The 14,428-nt window shown below is 44.7% G+C and carries 13 protein-coding genes, 1 tRNA gene and 1 pseudogene; 6 read left to right on the forward strand and 9 right to left on the reverse strand.

Annotation, left to right across the window (positions count from 1 at the left end; all coding sequences use genetic code 11):
• Positions 1–260 precede the first annotated feature (260 nt).
• The 3 genes and pseudogenes from sigC to lipA form a co-directional block, all read right to left on the reverse strand.
• Positions 261–1,526: an RNA polymerase sigma factor SigC gene (sigC, locus tag QUA62_RS07585; RefSeq protein WP_006632309.1), complete on the reverse strand. Its 1,266-nt coding sequence runs from the start codon at positions 1,524–1,526 to the stop codon at positions 261–263.
• Between the two features lie 520 nt (positions 1,527–2,046).
• Positions 2,047–2,208 carry a hypothetical protein gene (locus tag QUA62_RS07590; protein ID WP_333403307.1) on the reverse strand — a complete coding sequence of 54 codons (162 nt, stop codon included), beginning with the start codon at positions 2,206–2,208 and terminating at the stop codon, positions 2,047–2,049.
• Positions 2,209–2,311: 103 nt separating this feature from the next.
• Positions 2,312–3,187, reverse strand: a pseudogene (gene lipA / locus QUA62_RS07595) (lipoyl synthase); the annotation flags it as partial.
• A gap of 91 nt (positions 3,188–3,278) precedes the next feature.
• Here lipA and QUA62_RS07600 point away from each other — a divergent pair.
• Together QUA62_RS07600 and QUA62_RS07605 are read left to right on the forward strand one after the other, a co-directional pair.
• Positions 3,279–3,352: transfer RNA gene (locus tag QUA62_RS07600), tRNA-Pro, on the forward strand.
• Positions 3,353–3,829: 477 nt separating this feature from the next.
• Positions 3,830–4,951: an EAL domain-containing protein gene (locus QUA62_RS07605; protein WP_333403308.1), complete on the forward strand. Its 1,122-nt coding sequence runs from the start codon at positions 3,830–3,832 to the stop codon at positions 4,949–4,951.
• A gap of 102 nt (positions 4,952–5,053) precedes the next feature.
• Here the strand turns inward: QUA62_RS07605 and QUA62_RS07610 are convergent, their stop codons facing one another.
• From QUA62_RS07610 to QUA62_RS07620, 3 genes are read right to left on the reverse strand one after another with little or no spacing between them, the layout of a single operon-like run.
• On the reverse strand, positions 5,054–5,929 hold the full coding sequence (locus QUA62_RS07610; protein WP_333403309.1) for an SDR family oxidoreductase: 876 nt from the start codon (positions 5,927–5,929) through the stop codon (positions 5,054–5,056).
• 42 nt (positions 5,930–5,971) lie between these two features.
• The gene (gene xth, locus QUA62_RS07615; RefSeq protein ID WP_333403310.1) at positions 5,972–6,757 is read right to left on the reverse strand and encodes an exodeoxyribonuclease III; all 786 of its coding nucleotides are present in this window, start codon (positions 6,755–6,757) and stop codon (positions 5,972–5,974) included.
• On the reverse strand, positions 6,754–8,160 hold the full coding sequence (locus QUA62_RS07620) for an NB-ARC domain-containing protein (protein WP_333403311.1): 1,407 nt from the start codon (positions 8,158–8,160) through the stop codon (positions 6,754–6,756). Before QUA62_RS07620 ends, xth begins: the two co-directional genes overlap by 4 nt.
• A gap of 216 nt (positions 8,161–8,376) precedes the next feature.
• Here QUA62_RS07620 and QUA62_RS07625 point away from each other — a divergent pair, with 216 nt between their 5' ends.
• From QUA62_RS07625 to QUA62_RS07640, 4 genes are all read left to right on the forward strand, one after another.
• Positions 8,377–8,928, forward strand: a complete 552-nt coding sequence (locus QUA62_RS07625) for a hypothetical protein (RefSeq protein WP_333403312.1) — start codon at positions 8,377–8,379, stop codon at positions 8,926–8,928.
• A 189-nt stretch (positions 8,929–9,117) separates the two neighbouring features.
• Positions 9,118–10,041, forward strand: a complete 924-nt coding sequence (locus QUA62_RS07630) for a hypothetical protein (protein ID WP_333403313.1) — start codon at positions 9,118–9,120, stop codon at positions 10,039–10,041.
• A 50-nt stretch (positions 10,042–10,091) separates the two neighbouring features.
• A complete protein-coding gene (locus QUA62_RS07635) occupies positions 10,092–10,478 on the forward strand; it encodes a hypothetical protein (RefSeq protein WP_333403314.1) in 387 nt (128 codons plus the stop codon).
• Between the two features lie 69 nt (positions 10,479–10,547).
• Positions 10,548–12,182, forward strand: coding sequence for a hypothetical protein (locus QUA62_RS07640; protein ID WP_333403315.1), 1,635 nt, complete (start codon positions 10,548–10,550; stop codon positions 12,180–12,182).
• 158 nt (positions 12,183–12,340) lie between these two features.
• Here the strand turns inward: QUA62_RS07640 and QUA62_RS07645 are convergent, their stop codons facing one another.
• The 3 genes from QUA62_RS07645 to QUA62_RS07655 form a co-directional block, all read right to left on the reverse strand.
• A complete protein-coding gene (locus tag QUA62_RS07645) occupies positions 12,341–12,964 on the reverse strand; it encodes a type II toxin-antitoxin system antitoxin SocA domain-containing protein (protein WP_333403316.1) in 624 nt (207 codons plus the stop codon).
• A gap of 475 nt (positions 12,965–13,439) precedes the next feature.
• Entirely contained in the window at positions 13,440–13,868 is a 429-nt protein-coding gene (locus tag QUA62_RS07650) for a heavy metal-responsive transcriptional regulator (RefSeq protein ID WP_190663687.1), read from the reverse strand.
• Positions 13,869–13,971: 103 nt separating this feature from the next.
• On the reverse strand, positions 13,972–14,265 hold the full coding sequence (locus QUA62_RS07655) for a hypothetical protein (RefSeq protein WP_190663686.1): 294 nt from the start codon (positions 14,263–14,265) through the stop codon (positions 13,972–13,974).
• Positions 14,266–14,428: the final 163 nt, after the last annotated feature.

A 14,428-nucleotide genomic window follows, 5' to 3' on the forward strand; every position in this document is an offset into this window, starting at 1 on the left:
CTCTCAAGAAAGTCTGCCTATTGACAATAATACACAACGATCGAGATATTTTGCAAATATCGCAGCTTATTGAAAAAAGATTGAGGAAAAAATTTGGTTTTTGATATTTTTTGACTTTTAACAAGCTTGATGACTTGCTGCAGAGGACAGAGAAGTTGTTTAGAAGTAAATATTTTTACTTCTGCCGAATGCCTCATGCCTTCTGCACAAGTGCCAAATGCCTTGCTCCCTGATTAATCGCGCTGACTGACCGGCCAAATTTAAGTCAGAGACTCCAGATAGTCGCGGACGCGGTTGCGACGCTTGGGTTGGCGGAGTTTTTGCAAAGCTTTGGCTTCAATTTGGCGGACTCGCTCGCGGGACAAGTCGAGCGCGCGACCGATTTCTGCCAGCGAATAGGGGTGTCCGTCGCCCAAACCAAAGCGCATCAGAATTACATCTCGCTCGCGGCTGGTCAAATCTGCCAGCAGTTGCTGCAAGTCGCGGTGCAGAGCTTCTCGCATCAGCATTTCTTCTGGGGAGATGCTGTCGGTTTCGAGCAAGTCGCCCAACTCTGTATCTTTTTCGTTGCCCACTTTAGTTTCCAAAGAAACAGAACGGGGGACTCGCAGCAAAACTTCTCGGACTTGGGGCGCCGTCATGTCCAACTCGACAGCGATATCTTCGATCGTAGCTGTCCGACCTTTTTCTTGAGAAATTTTGCGCTGGGCTTTTTTGATTTTGTTAAGTTTTTCGGTGATGTGGACGGGGAGGCGAATGGTGCGGCTTTGAGTGGCGATAGCCCGCGTAATTCCCTGCCGAATCCACCAGTAGGCATAGGTGCTAAACCGATAGCCCCGCGTCGGGTCAAACTTTTCTACAGCTCGCTCCAGTCCAAGAGTACCTTCTTGTATTAAGTCGAGCAATTCTAAACCGCGATTTTGATATTTTTTCGCCACCGAAACCACCAGGCGCAGGTTCGCCTTAATCATGTGGTCTTTCGCTTCGACGCCTTCGGCTTGAACTCTTTCGATCGCCTCGACTGTCATCTCTGCTAACTCTGCCCACTGGCGCTTGCCTTCGGACATAATTCGCTTGAGTTCTGGCACGTCACCGACGCCGGCAGTTAATGCCCAGCGTTCCAGGGAAGGTTTATGTCCCAACTGTGCTGCTAACCGATCGCGCACTTCAATTAAATGCACGAAGCGCCCAATTAGCCCTTCTTCCTGGGATGCGACGGTGTTGCGTAATTCCAGCAATTTGATATAGCGCTGAACTTTTTGAGCTTCCGAGACTTCTTCGTCTCTACCCAAGAGACGAACCCGACCTATTTCTTGAAGGTACAGGCGCACTAAATCTGTAGTGCGGCGGCTGGCATTTTTTTGCAATTTTGCTGCTGGGTCTGCATCTTCTGTCTCTGCTGGGTCTTGGTCGAGCAGTTCGTCTCCAGCTTCTTCAGCATCTTCATCCAACACATCACCTTGCAAGGGATTGACTCGCAGTTGTTCGTCGAATTCAGCTTCAGCGTAAAAAGAGGTGGCTGGCATAGTGATTTTCTCAGTTGCTCCGGGTGAAAAGATGCTACGCTTAGCGGTTATTTATAATTATGATGCCCGCTTTGTTAAAACGAAGCATCACCGCTTTGTGTTTCTTTACTAACTTTCCTGACTTTTCTGCTGTTGTTCGATCGAACTTTTGCTGCCCCACTTGTTTTACCAAGATTCTGGAAAACGCTAAGAACTTTCTGATGTAACAGGTTGAAGGCCCGGAAAGTGTGTTGTACTTCTTTGTTTATGTAGCTAGTATAGATAGTGACTGGCTAGAAACAAGTGACGTTAGTCAGAAGTTAAGTTAATCTTCATCACCGATAAGCAGGTTCCCGATCACTTCGGAAAATTAGCCATTTTTTTAATAAAACTTTATATAACTCGGCGCTCTAGATTAAAAATATCCTAGTGAACGCAGAAGTTTAATCCATTACAGAATATGAGCTTCAGAGTTTTTGCAGTCTGCAGTACCGAGTTAGCGACTGACGCAAAAACCGGGTTTCTCGACAAAACTTCTGGATTAAAACCTAGAAGTTTGAGGAAGAAACCCGGTTTCTGGATGTCTTTTGCGTAAGTCGCGACTTTGATGGGGCGATCGACCGATAATTGTTTTGCTGTTGGCTGCTGCTTGCCCGGTGAAATCTTCCAAGATCACCAAGATCGGAAACCGGGTTTTTTGCACTCTGCCTGCATAGAAAGCGCAGGTTTTTCCTCGCTGTTACCGGGTTAAGCGGGTTTTAGTGAGAATGGTGCGATCGGGCGCGAGTCAACTCAAATTAAAATGGCTAGCGTGGGTAAAGTTTCATGAGTTCCCTCACCTGTTCGGCGTGATAGGAACTGCGAGTTAAGGGAGAAGCGACAACTTGCAAAAATCCCAAAGATTCGCCAAACTTTCTCCAAGCATCAAACTGTTCCGGAGGCACAAAGTTTTCTACGTTCAAGTGCTTTTGAGTCGGTTGCAGGTACTGTCCAACTGTTAAAATATCGCAGCCGACAGCCCGTAAGTCCTGCATAGCCTCCCGAATTTCGGTGTCTGTTTCTCCCAGTCCCACCATGATGCCGGATTTGGTGTAAACCCCAGGTGCGAGTTCGCGACTTCGCTGCAATAGTTCCAAGGTGCGATCGTACTTTCCTTGCGGCCGCACCTTGCGGTAAAGTCGCTTTACGGTTTCGGTATTGTGGTTGAGTACCTCTGGCCGGGCTGTGAGAATGATTTCTAAAGCCTGCCAGTTGCCGCACAAGTCGGGAATCAAAACTTCTATAGTTGTATCGGGCATCGCCGATCGTACTGCTTGAATGCACTCGACAAACTGAGACGCGCCCCCATCCGGCAAATCGTCCCGGTTGACAGAGGTAATCACGACGTGGTTGAGTTTGAGCCGCTGCACCGCTTGCGCCAATCTTTGGGGTTCCGTGGGATCTAATGGTTGGGGCTTTTTCTCAAAATCAATGTCGCAGTAAGGACAGGCGCGGGTACAAGCCGGGCCCATAATCAAAAATGTCGCAGTACCTGCGTTGAAGCATTCGCCGATGTTCGGACAGGAAGCCTCTTCGCAAACCGTATTCAGGGATAAATCCCGCAAAATTTCTTTGACGTTGCCGACGCGCTCCCACTGGGGGGCTTTAACTCGCAACCACTGGGGCTTAACTGTCACGTCTGTCTCCGCCTGAGTAGTGTTTTACAAATCATTATATACGAGCTTGCTAAATTTTAACTTGAATGTGATAAGCTAAAAATATAGTGACTAATTTCGGGATGTAGCGCAGCTTGGTAGCGCACCTCGTTCGGGACGAGGGGGTCGCAGGTTCAAATCCTGTCATCCCGATTATAAAATTAAATTGGATATTCCGCAGCAAGTGAGTTTGTTTTGGGCGATCGTCCGGCTGTGTATATTTGTGGTTGGGATAAATTAATGGATCGGGCGATTCCCTACGGGATAGCTGCGCTTCACGGGCGTGTTAATTTGCCTTGGGTAAAAAATTAACTGTAGCGACTGTTTTGGCAGAGGGAATTAGAGAATAAGGCGTAAAGAATCACAGCAGCAGTAGAGAGTAGCCAACAAGTCTTTGCCTTCTCCCTCTGTGAGGATTTGGGACTGTGTTTAATCACACGTACTTGCTCAATGCTGAAAACTTTGACCAAAGTTTAAAACCGGAGGCAAGTATAAATACTGCAAGAATTCTTAAATACAAGTTCATCACGATTTACATCTTGAGATAGATGAATTAATAGGTGAATGAGCTTATAATAAAACTTAATTGTTAGCGTGTCTTAAATTAACCCAAAACCGGAGGATATTCCAATGCAAATAAGTGGCAAAGCCTTCGGCTCATGCTCTCGCTGCGAAACACTACCCGCAAAAATAGAGGGCAGCGGAGGTCTATACCTGTGGTTTCCAGTATATCATACGCTGACCAAGGTTATTTCTGCACTCGCTAAGGCTAAACTTGAATTCAAGCTTTTAGAAGAGAGTAAGTGTTTGTACGTTATCCTTGAGGGAATAGCGAGAGAAAATTTTAACGCTCTAGCATCATCGGTACTGACAACTCAAGAGTTGAAAGAGACAAAAGTTTTGTGGATGGCCGAAGTTGAACAGCCCAAACTTAGCGATTTTTATCGCAGCACTTCCTTAGACTCTTTTATTAATTTTAGTAACTCTGATTGGCTGTTAGATTTATTGTCCCAAGAACGCATTACTACACATTTTCAGCCCATTGTTTATACCTCAGATACTTCTAAAATTTTTGCCCATGAAGCCCTGCTCCGAGGAATTGACGAGCAAGGAAACTTAATTTATCCGGGTCGGATTTTTTCCCAAGCAGAATCAGCAGGCCTAATTTTTCAACTAGATGTTTTAGCCCGGACTCGCGCTATCCGCGAAGCCCATGTTTACGATATCAAAGAACTACTTTTTATTAATTTTTCTCCGACTTCAGTTTACGATCCCGCTACGTGCCTGCGAAGAACAGTACAGGCTATTGATGAAGCGGGAATTCCTCACAGCAATATTGTTTTTGAAGTAGCGGAATCTCAGCACCCTCCTGATATCGATCACTTGATTAAGATTCTGAGGTTTTACCGAGAGGCGGGATTTTTAATTGCCCTGGACGATTTTGGCAGCGGTTCTTCTAATTTAAATTTGATGCACCAACTGCGTCCAGATTTTATTAAGTTGGATATGCAATTGATTCGCAACGTCCATCAAGATTATTATAAGGCACTCATTACGGAAAAGATGTTAGAAATTGCTACTCAATTAGAAATTAAAACTGTTGCTGAAGGTGTGGAAACTTTGGAGGAGTTTGAGTGGGTGCGGGAACGGGGAGCAACTTTGGTTCAAGGTTATTTGATTGCTAAGCCGACTTCTCCGCCGATCGCAGTTACGAGCTATATTGGTGCTGAACCACTACCTATTTCTGCTTAAATGGTTTTCAGTTGCGATTTGGCGCTACATTTGCTCGTTCGCAGCCAGAGCCTCAGGATATTCATTACCAGGCAGAGCCTGGTAACGAGAATAAGTAGCATTTTAAACGCTCAAATTGCGCCGCAGAAAGCTTTCTAAGGATTCCATTCTCATGCCGTAAATTGATTCCAAGTTTTGCACTTCTTCGGGAGTGCAGAAATACTCGTTACCCAGCAATACGCGCAAAGTTCCTAAGTCTTTTTGAGCTTGAGGATTCAATAAACCCAAGGCATTTCTCAAACCGTCAAACACAACCAGTGGCGGGTTTATTACCATCGGTTCGCGATTGAATAAGCGTGCAAAAATGCGGGGAATGTCATCCCTTGTCAGCACATCCGGGCCACCGACTCGCAGAATTTGGTTGCGGGCGCCTTCGACTGTTGGGGAGTCTGCGGCAATCTTTGCTAAGTCGTCGGTACTGACAACAGATGTGCGGTTTTTGCCGTCGCCAATCAGCAGGTAAAGTCCGGTTTCTCGAAATCTTTCTGCTAGCGGTAACAAGCTGGAAGCAAAACCGGCCGGCCGCAAGATTGTATAATTCAATCCGCTGTTTTGCAGGTATTTTTCAACTTCTCGCTTGGCTTTGAATACTGCGGAATCTTCGTATCCTCGATCGACTCCCAGTACCGACACAAAGACAAAGTGCTGCACTCCGGCTTCTTTGGCGCAGTCGATCAATTCTATGTTAGCGCGGTAGTGTACTGCTTGAACATCGCCGCCGGTGCCGTGGGTGCTGATGATGTATTGCACTCCTTGGCAGGCTTTTTTAATATCTTTGTCTTGTTTTAAGTCGCCGATAAAAATCTCGGCGCCTCGGTTTTCTAGTTCTGAGTAGCGAGATGCGAGGCGAACGAATGCGCGGACAGGCTTTTCTTGCTGTCTGATTTCTCGTACAATTCGGCGGCCTAGTGCGCCTGTTGCTCCGGTTACTAAGAACATGATTTTTAGTTGTTGGTTGTTATTAACCTTATAACCGATCGATCAAATTTCGACAATTACGGGGGCGTGGTCGCTGGGTTTGATTAATTTTCTGGGAGCAATATCTATTGTACAGTTTTTTGCTTGTTCGTACAGGGGAGGGCTGAGATAATGGTGGTCGATTCTCCAGCCGTTGTTGCGGGGAAATGCGGCGGCGCGGTAGTCCCACCAGCTATAATGACCTCCTTCTGATGTGAATTTGCGAAAGGGGTCATTTAATCCTAATTCTATGATTTCTGTGAGTGCGAGGCGTTCGGCTACTGATAGGCCGACGGAGTTAGCATTGGCTTTGGGATTGTGGATATCTCGATCGTCCGGGACGATGTTGAAGTCGCCGCAAATGCACAAGTTAGGGGATTTATCTAGTGCTATTTTGAGGTATTCTTGCAGCAGTTTGAGCCACTTTAGTTTGTACTCATATTTCTCGCTGCCAACTTCGGAACCGTTGGGAACGTATACGCAAATAATGCAAATATCGTCTATAACCCCGGCTATTAGGCGTTTTTGTTCGTCAAAAATACCTGCGGTTTCGTCGCCGAGAAGGGGGGCAAATCCGCTGCTGATTTCCGACATGGGCGATCGACTAAAAATGGCAACGCCGTTGTAGGATTTTTGACCGGAAATGTAGCAGTTGTAGCCGAGGTTGGTGAAGGGTTCTAGGGGAAAGTCTTTGTCTATAACTTTGGTTTCTTGGAGGCAGAGAACGTCTGGGGAGTTTGTTTGCAACCAGCTAGTAACGTGTTCTAAGCGGGTGCGGATTGAGTTGACGTTCCAGGTGGCGATTTTCATTTTTTGTTTGTTATATACTCTCTGATTACGGGCGCGAGCGTAAAGTGCGAGCGCCCATTTTGTTGTACTGTTTCAACTAATGACCGTCGTCCTAAAGATTGCATGACATTTAATAGTTCTGCCCGTGATAGTTGCAGGTTTTCTGGTATTTTTGAGAGGTCGGCTGGTTCGGGGGTAGTTGCTAGCCAACCCATAGCTTGTTGTTCGGATGCGGTTAGGCGATCGCACTGCTGGTGCAGGAGAGATTCTAAGTCACCTAAGAATAGGGTATCATAGGAGAGGAATTCGGAAACGCTACCGCTGAATAAGTCTTGAATCATAGTTGCAATTATATTTAACCATAGGGGATTGCCTCGGTAAAGGTCGATCAGTTCTAACCATTTCTCCGGTTCTGCTAAACCTTTTTCTCTGAATATTTCTTGTGCTTCCGCGCATAAACCGTTGAGTTGCAGAGATTTGCAGGGGCGGTTTTCACCTTCTAAGCCGGCGATTTCTCTGGGTTTTTCCCAACTCAGGAGAATTAAGCAACTGTTGTGGGATGATTCTGCTATTTGTTTGAAGAATGCGCCGTAATTTTCATATCCGGGTTGGTAATTTCCTGCGAGTTGTTGGCTGCTGAAGATTGTTTGCACATCATCGAGGATGATCAGACAGCGGTGCGATCGTAAATATTCTAGTAGGGGCAATACCCCCGTGGTTGCCCTTTCTTCGGGATAGGGGGCGGGCACGGGGACACCGCCCCTACAGAATTTAATTAAGTCGGTTTCGAGTGAGGCCAGGGGTGGCGCATTGCGGAGGCTTCGCCAGATGATGCGATCGAATTCCTGTTGAATTTGTGGGATTAGTTGGAGTGTAATGGCGGTTTTGCCAATACCGGATAAGCCTAAGATGGTGATGAGGCGGGTGCGGCCTAAAATCCCGTTTTCGAGGGTGGTGAGTTCGGATGTGCGGTTATAGAATAGGGTTAGTTCTGGTGCATCAGCTAAATCTAAATGTACTTTCGGTTCGGAATTGCTTGTTTTTTCGTTAAATTTATTCTTTTCTTGCGGTTCAGATTGTAATTTTTTTGAGGATTGGGAACTATCAGCAGAGATGTTACCAATATGGATGCAGCCATTCCCGACGAGTGAGACAATATTAGAAGCTTGTAAATTTTCCAACTTAGCTCTAAAATTTGCTTTAGATACTTGTTCATCGCCTAATGCAACTGATAAAAGTTTCCATAATTTAAAGCCAACCTCTTTAACGTATTTCTCTGAACGGTTGTGATGCTGTGCAATTTCTTTATATTTCTGATTGTCCCAAGCGCCACGTAATATAGCTTTTTGCAGACTATCTAAATGTTTTCCCGTAGTAGTCAAAGCTAGATGGTCAACAAATTCTAAGGCTTCTTCAACGTCCATCAGTCAGGCAGATGCAAGGGGTTGACCTGATTGTAACCCAACTAAATATGACTTTTTCAGTAGCAACCAACTAAATATGACTTTTTATGACCTAGTTGGGATGAAAACAACTACTAAATATGACTTTATATGGCTTGACAAGCTTTGGTATTTAGGAAAGAATTTATACTTAAGACAGTAAAAGGTTATGCTAAGCGCTACTGGTATCTAACGGTTATGACACAACCGAATATTTTGGAACTCGCGAAACAGGGAGATGCAAAGGCGATCGCGCTTCTGCTAAACCGCCAGCTACAAGCCAAGGGCATCACCGCCGCAGCTTCCCTTAAGGATCGTTGTTTACAGGTGATGCTGGAATCGGCAGAAGCGCCTAGTCAGCAAGTCTTGGCCCCGTGGGTGAGTAAGTCGATCGCTGGTTTGGGGGCTGCATGGATTGAGAAAGTCAAGGTTTACGGGCGACAGACAGGCGCAAAGGTGCCGGCGTGGAGTCAAGAGTTTGAAGTGGCGGGGCAAAATTTGCCTGTTGCAAATGTTACACCGGGGCGGGCCAGTTATAGTGATAATACGGAGTCAAATCAGCTTAGTTTGAAGGAACGGACTAAGCTTGGGGATGTGGATGCGATCGCATCTCTGTTAAATCTTCCGTTGCAAAACAAGGGAACGGCGACAGCGACTTTGCAAGACGGTTGTTTGCAAGTGATGCTGGAGTCCGATGTGGTTCCTGATGAGGAGAAGGAAAAACTATTGCTACTGGAGAGTTCGGCTTAGGTAAAATCGTCTCTTATAATCGCTGTAAATTTTCCCTCGAAGTTAAAGGAGTACCCAAGTCAGGGTTTTACACGATTCAGATCGGTAGTCGAGGTTATCTGACATATTCATATCAAGAGATGAAGGAGCAAACTAGGATATAAATTTGTTATTAGGTCATTAATTTACTCTTATCAAAAATAGTCGTTTATGATTTTTGTAATTCCGTTTATTATGGGCGCTGCTGTTTTAGCTACTGCTGCGTATGGCGCTGTGAAAGGTACTGAAGGCTTTGGTAACATCAATCAAGCCAAGGAAATAGGCGATCGCGCTCAACACCGCCACGAGAAAGCAGTCAGCGATCTAAAAGTAGACTGGGAAGCAGCCAACAGATTAGCAGAAGTGTACGGTTCACTCCAAATTCGTGTAAGGCATCGCACTATTGGACGATTTGTTGCCTTCATTGAGCGCATTGGACAGAAAGCTTCTCCAAGTGATATGAAGTTTTTAGCGGGACTAGAAGGCATCTCAATTCAGCAGCTAAAAGAATACAAAACTGTCGCGCTGGAAGGTCAGGAAGTATTCCAAGGTGTGACTTCATCCGCAGGGGCAGGCGCGGCTGCTGGTGCTACAGCAGTAGGCGTGGCGCAAACTTTTGGGACAGTTGCAGTTCCTCAATTTTTTGGCTTGTTTAGTACCAATGTAGCTGTTTCTCAACTCGGTATGTCTGGTGTGGCGGCGTGGTTAGGCGGTGGCAGCATGGCACTAGGTGGCGCTGTACTCGGAGGTATTGCACTTGGCCCTGCTTTAGCTGTTGGCGGTTTCCAAATTGCAGGTAAAGGTGAGGAAGCTTTAACGAAAGCACGTGAATACGAAGCTCAGGTTAACGTTGAAGTTGCCAAAATTGAAGAGGCTAGAGATTTCATCCGACAAGTCGAACGGCGAGTCAAAGAATTAGGCAAATTGGTGTCTGATTTAGATAGCCGCGTTGCTCTACTTCTCAACGAACTTGAATTAAAACCCTTTGATATAGTTCAAGATGCTGCTAAGTTTCAACAGGCACTAATGCTAGTGAAAGCCATTGTAGAAATTATGAAAACCCCTGTGTTAGACAGCCAAGGAAATCTGAATTAGACCGTGGCGAATATTCAAGCAAAATACCGGAATATGTGAGGAAATTAACAATGAGCAAAATGGGAGCATTTGTTAGCGGTGCTGATGCCTTTCAGCAAGTTATTGCACATTACACTGAGTATAAGCAAATCGCTGAACAAGAGCGGATCAAGCGCCGTGAAATCAAAGCTTGGGAAAAGGAAAGCCTAGCAAAGATTACAGCTCAACGTGACTTGTTAATGGAGTACCTCGATCGCTCCTTTGATGAACGATCGAAAAATTTTAAGCAACTTTTCGATGTGGTCGATCGAGCAATAGCCTCTGGTAATAATGAGCAACTGGGATTAGCATTACATTCGATTACAGAACTTGCGAAGTCTAGCCCATTTAAAGAACTGGCTAATTTATCTTCTGTGCAGGCTGCTCTCGCCGATCCAAACCATGAGTGGAAGTTTTAATTAGCTAGCTGTTAAACCATTATTGATAAACTAGAGTGGGGATTCCCCCACTCTAAAGGAGAGTAAATTATGGCTGACCTTGAAAACCTTCTAAACCAACTGCCAGAAATTGCCGAGGCAATGAAACTTACTATTGGCAATCCTAGCGAAATCAGACGTGAAATTGGGAATATAGATAATCTTCTAAAGCGACTAAATACTATTGGCAAGGAACTTGAAGAAGTATTAAATAATGAGAGATTCCATAAAGGATTTTTGGGAGCGATACCTTTGTTAGGGGCAGTTGCCGGCTTGTTCCTACCTGGTGGATTTTTAGTAAATGCACTTGTATCGGCAGGGAGTGGCTTACTTGCTGAAAAACTGGGCGATCCAGATAAGGAAACGTCTCTTGCTGACTTAATAGAAAATGTTGAAAACTTAATTGAGTGGGGCGAGGGTCTAAAGAATATAGCAGAAAATATTTTAAATGATTCACAATTATTGATCAAGCTAGAATGGGAAAGGAAATCTCTAAGTATCCCAGAAGAACTAAGGCAAATTGATGAAAATTTAAGAATTCACATAGACTTTGATGAAGAGCAAAGTTTAAGGCAACAGGTTCAGCAAATAAAGGTAGCTCAAGAACAGCTAAAACAGGTTCAGCCTAAACTGGATAGTATCGTACAAAATCTTGAACGTAATGTCGAGCCAATTGAGCGGATAAAAGCTTTTATATCTTACTTTGGGGAATCAGTGTTTGCGATAGAATGGTTGGATGAAGAGCATGGGCTTATTATATCTTATGAGGGTCAAACTACAACATTAGGAATTATATTGAATGAATGTGTATCTTTAAAAGAAAAAGCTAATGCTTTAATTGACCGGGCTAATAGGTTAAGAGGACAGGCTGAAGAATGTCTTAAACACCTAGAAAAAGAACGCCGTCACAAGGAACAAAAAAAATCTAGTCGTAAGCAAAGTGAAAGCTCCACACAGACAGGAGAGTCTCTAAATCCTATTGACCGTACCCTGTCTTCAGAGCAAAGACGCGGGGGTAGAAGTGGCTGGATACTGATACTATCCACACTGACTCTAGGAGTTTTGGGTTTTATCGGCTGGAAAACTACCTTTCAAATTTCACCGAGTCAGCAGACAATAGCAAATTCGGGAATTCCTCTAAATATTGAGGAGCAAAAACCAAATTCTGAAGCTTCACCCACCTTAACACCGACTCCTCAGCCAGACCCAACAGCAACAAATTTAGCAGCAGCTCAAAAACTAGCAATGGAAGCTGCCGTTATGACTCAAAATCCACCTCATCCACTAGAAAATTGGCAGCAAGTACAAGGGAAGTGGCAGGAATCAATCAAATTGTTAGAGGCAATTCCAGACAATTCGCCTGTTGCAACTCAAGCTCAAGAAAAGCTAAGTGTTTATCGAACTAACTATCAGGCGATTACTAATAGAATTGTCACTGAACAGAAAGCAGCTACTAATTTAGAATCCGCGCAAAAACTAGCATGGGAAGCTGCCGTCCTGGTGAATAATCCACCTCATCCTAAAGAAGTCTGGCAGAATGCTCAATCAAAATTGCAGCAGGCGATAAACTTGTTAAATGCTATTCCTCAAGGTACATTTGTGGAAGCTCAAGCTAAAGAAAAGCTTGCCGGTTATCAGAACAACTACACGCTAATAAGCAACAGAATTAAAACTGAATCGCCCTGATTTTATCCATATTACCAATTAAGTTTTAAATCCCCACAGATTAAGCCCAAAGCCTAGCTGCTGATATCCTAGTTACTACAAAATTGCGATCGCCCTTACGTCCTAACTTGTCAAAAAGCCCGTGAAGCGCAGCTATCCCGTAGGGAATCGCCCTTATATTATTTAGAAAAAAAACGGCCCGAATAATATTTTTTCATCGATTCGTGAGAAATAATCCCATGACAAGATTCGTCTCTGGGTACGTTCCCTCTCGCTTCTAGCCAAGGCATTTCACTGCAAATCATTCGTTCCAAAGTTTCATCATCATACTCAAAATATGCCTCTGCAACTTCTTCGAGAAATTGCCCAACTTTTTGGGGAAGTTTTGGTTGTTCGATTTTCTCTGTAATTTGTTCCCAACTAAATTGGCGTTGATACTTTTCTAATAAATCCGGAATCACCGGCCCGTGAATTCCTGCTTGAAAATCTGCATCAAATAGTGGCTTTCCGTAAACTCCTAAATGCCAAGCTTGAGCGTAATACACGAGTTTTTGTAACTTGTAGACATTGATTTCTACATTAGTTTGCGAGGCTAACCAAATGAAAGCATTTGCAATATCTCGATCGCTCATTTTTTCTGAATTATTTGGAACCCCGAAAACTTTCAGTTTGCCTTCGCCTATCTGTTCCAATAGTTCAGAAACTGACAACTTAAATTCTCCGGCAATTTGCTCAACTCTTTGCCAGACTGAAGAGTTCACAGTTATTTGATATTCATTTTTTGTTGAATTATTTTGAGTCATAACAGTTTTTAGAGCTGACTTAAATAAGTCTAGCAAACAGTGCGGAATAATGACCTAATAGCGATCGCCCTTACGTCCCAAATTGTCAAAAAGCGCGTAGGTGTAACCAGCCGCAGGCAATGGGCGCAGCATCGCTATGTCTGTAGCAAATCCCCATCAGTCAAATGTTGACAGTAGGAAATATCGCTCTAAAAAATACTTGACAGTGAAAATCTGGCGGTGTAGTATAGAAGTAGTGGATAGAATGAAAAACATGAGACTAAAAAGTTGGGAGTCTCCTCGCAGCGAGGGTAGAAACTCCAAAGGTAAAGGCGGCTCAGCCAGGGCTCGGCAACTCAAAAAGCAACAGCAAACTCTGCGAAAACAGTTAAAAGCTCAACACGATCGACAAAACCACCAACAAAACCACCAGCCAAACCATCAAGGGAAGGAAACCGATAATTCCTTCCCTTCTTTTTTTGTATCTTTCTGCTGCTCAATCCCGCTGAATGTTCGGACAAATCGTGCGAGTAATGCTCGCCTGGGAGGGTTGCTCTTGCCAGCAGTTGAGAATGCCTTGCAACTCGCTCTTCAAAGTTTCTAAGGCTGCAATTTGCACGGAAATTTCCTCTACCTTAGCCGTGAGATGCTGCTTCGCTTCAGAGCAAGGCAACTCCCCCCGATCGCGAACTTGTAAAATATCCTTAATCTCCTGAAGGCTCAAACCCAGAGTCTGAGATCGTTTAATAAACGCCAACCTGTTAAATACCGTTTCCCCAAACAAGCGATAACCAGCGGGCGAGCGCTTTACCGCAGGAGACAGCAAGCCCATCTCCTCATAGTAACGAACAGTTTTGACCGACAAACCACTACAGGCAGCTACAGAGCCAATTTTGTACAGTTTCTCGGCAACAGAAATATTCATAAACCAAGCATCCAAGATCGAAAGACTTTCTTGCCCTATCTTTTAGTGCCTCAGATCCAGAGAGTCGATCGGCACATCGCCCAGTCACCATTGCCCGGTAATCTTAATAAGGAGGATTTTTTTTAGACACATTAAGCACGGGCAACTGAGGTCTAGAAGACTGAGGAGGAAGATAGTATTCAGGAGCAGGTGCGGGTTGTTCGGCTCCAGAGCGGTAAAATTGCCACCAGCGGAGAGCCATCGCCACCCCAGCAGTGCCCAGCCCAAAAGCCAATAAAGAGCCACTGGCACCGATGCTGCCGATGGCTGCATCGACAACGCCCACTGTCACAACAAAGCTGGTAATTGGCTCTTTACGGTAAGCTGACCTCAAAAGTCGCGTCCACGAAGCATTCATTTGGTTTTACTCTGTTCTATATTTATTTACAATCTCTAAAACTTAGAGTTGGCGGAACGATCGGGATTTCTAGCTCAAAGACTAGCTTCACCTCAATTAATCTTCTCGCCTGTGGGGAATTGTACGGGAGCGAGGCAAAATTGCCAAGCTAGTCAAATCAAAA

This window comes from Microcoleus sp. MON1_C1 (genome assembly GCF_036701945.1).
Taxonomy (GTDB): domain Bacteria; phylum Cyanobacteriota; class Cyanobacteriia; order Cyanobacteriales; family Microcoleaceae; genus Microcoleus.

What these genes read in the sequence shown, in the direction of transcription:
- sigC (WP_006632309.1), bottom strand. Translation starts at nt 1,526, where the DNA reads ATGCCAGCCACCTCTTTTTACGCTGAAGCTGAATTCGACGAACAACTG.
- QUA62_RS07605 (WP_333403308.1), top strand. Translation starts at nt 3,830, where the DNA reads ATGCAAATAAGTGGCAAAGCCTTCGGCTCATGCTCTCGCTGCGAAACA.
- QUA62_RS07610 (WP_333403309.1), bottom strand. Translation starts at nt 5,929, where the DNA reads ATGTTCTTAGTAACCGGAGCAACAGGCGCACTAGGCCGCCGAATTGTA.
- xth (WP_333403310.1), bottom strand. Translation starts at nt 6,757, where the DNA reads ATGAAAATCGCCACCTGGAACGTCAACTCAATCCGCACCCGCTTAGAA.
- QUA62_RS07620 (WP_333403311.1), bottom strand. Translation starts at nt 8,160, where the DNA reads ATGGACGTTGAAGAAGCCTTAGAATTTGTTGACCATCTAGCTTTGACT.
- QUA62_RS07625 (WP_333403312.1), top strand. Translation starts at nt 8,377, where the DNA reads ATGACACAACCGAATATTTTGGAACTCGCGAAACAGGGAGATGCAAAG.
- QUA62_RS07630 (WP_333403313.1), top strand. Translation starts at nt 9,118, where the DNA reads ATGATTTTTGTAATTCCGTTTATTATGGGCGCTGCTGTTTTAGCTACT.
- QUA62_RS07635 (WP_333403314.1), top strand. Translation starts at nt 10,092, where the DNA reads ATGAGCAAAATGGGAGCATTTGTTAGCGGTGCTGATGCCTTTCAGCAA.
- QUA62_RS07640 (WP_333403315.1), top strand. Translation starts at nt 10,548, where the DNA reads ATGGCTGACCTTGAAAACCTTCTAAACCAACTGCCAGAAATTGCCGAG.
- QUA62_RS07645 (WP_333403316.1), bottom strand. Translation starts at nt 12,964, where the DNA reads ATGACTCAAAATAATTCAACAAAAAATGAATATCAAATAACTGTGAAC.
- QUA62_RS07650 (WP_190663687.1), bottom strand. Translation starts at nt 13,868, where the DNA reads ATGAATATTTCTGTTGCCGAGAAACTGTACAAAATTGGCTCTGTAGCT.
- QUA62_RS07655 (WP_190663686.1), bottom strand. Translation starts at nt 14,265, where the DNA reads ATGAATGCTTCGTGGACGCGACTTTTGAGGTCAGCTTACCGTAAAGAG.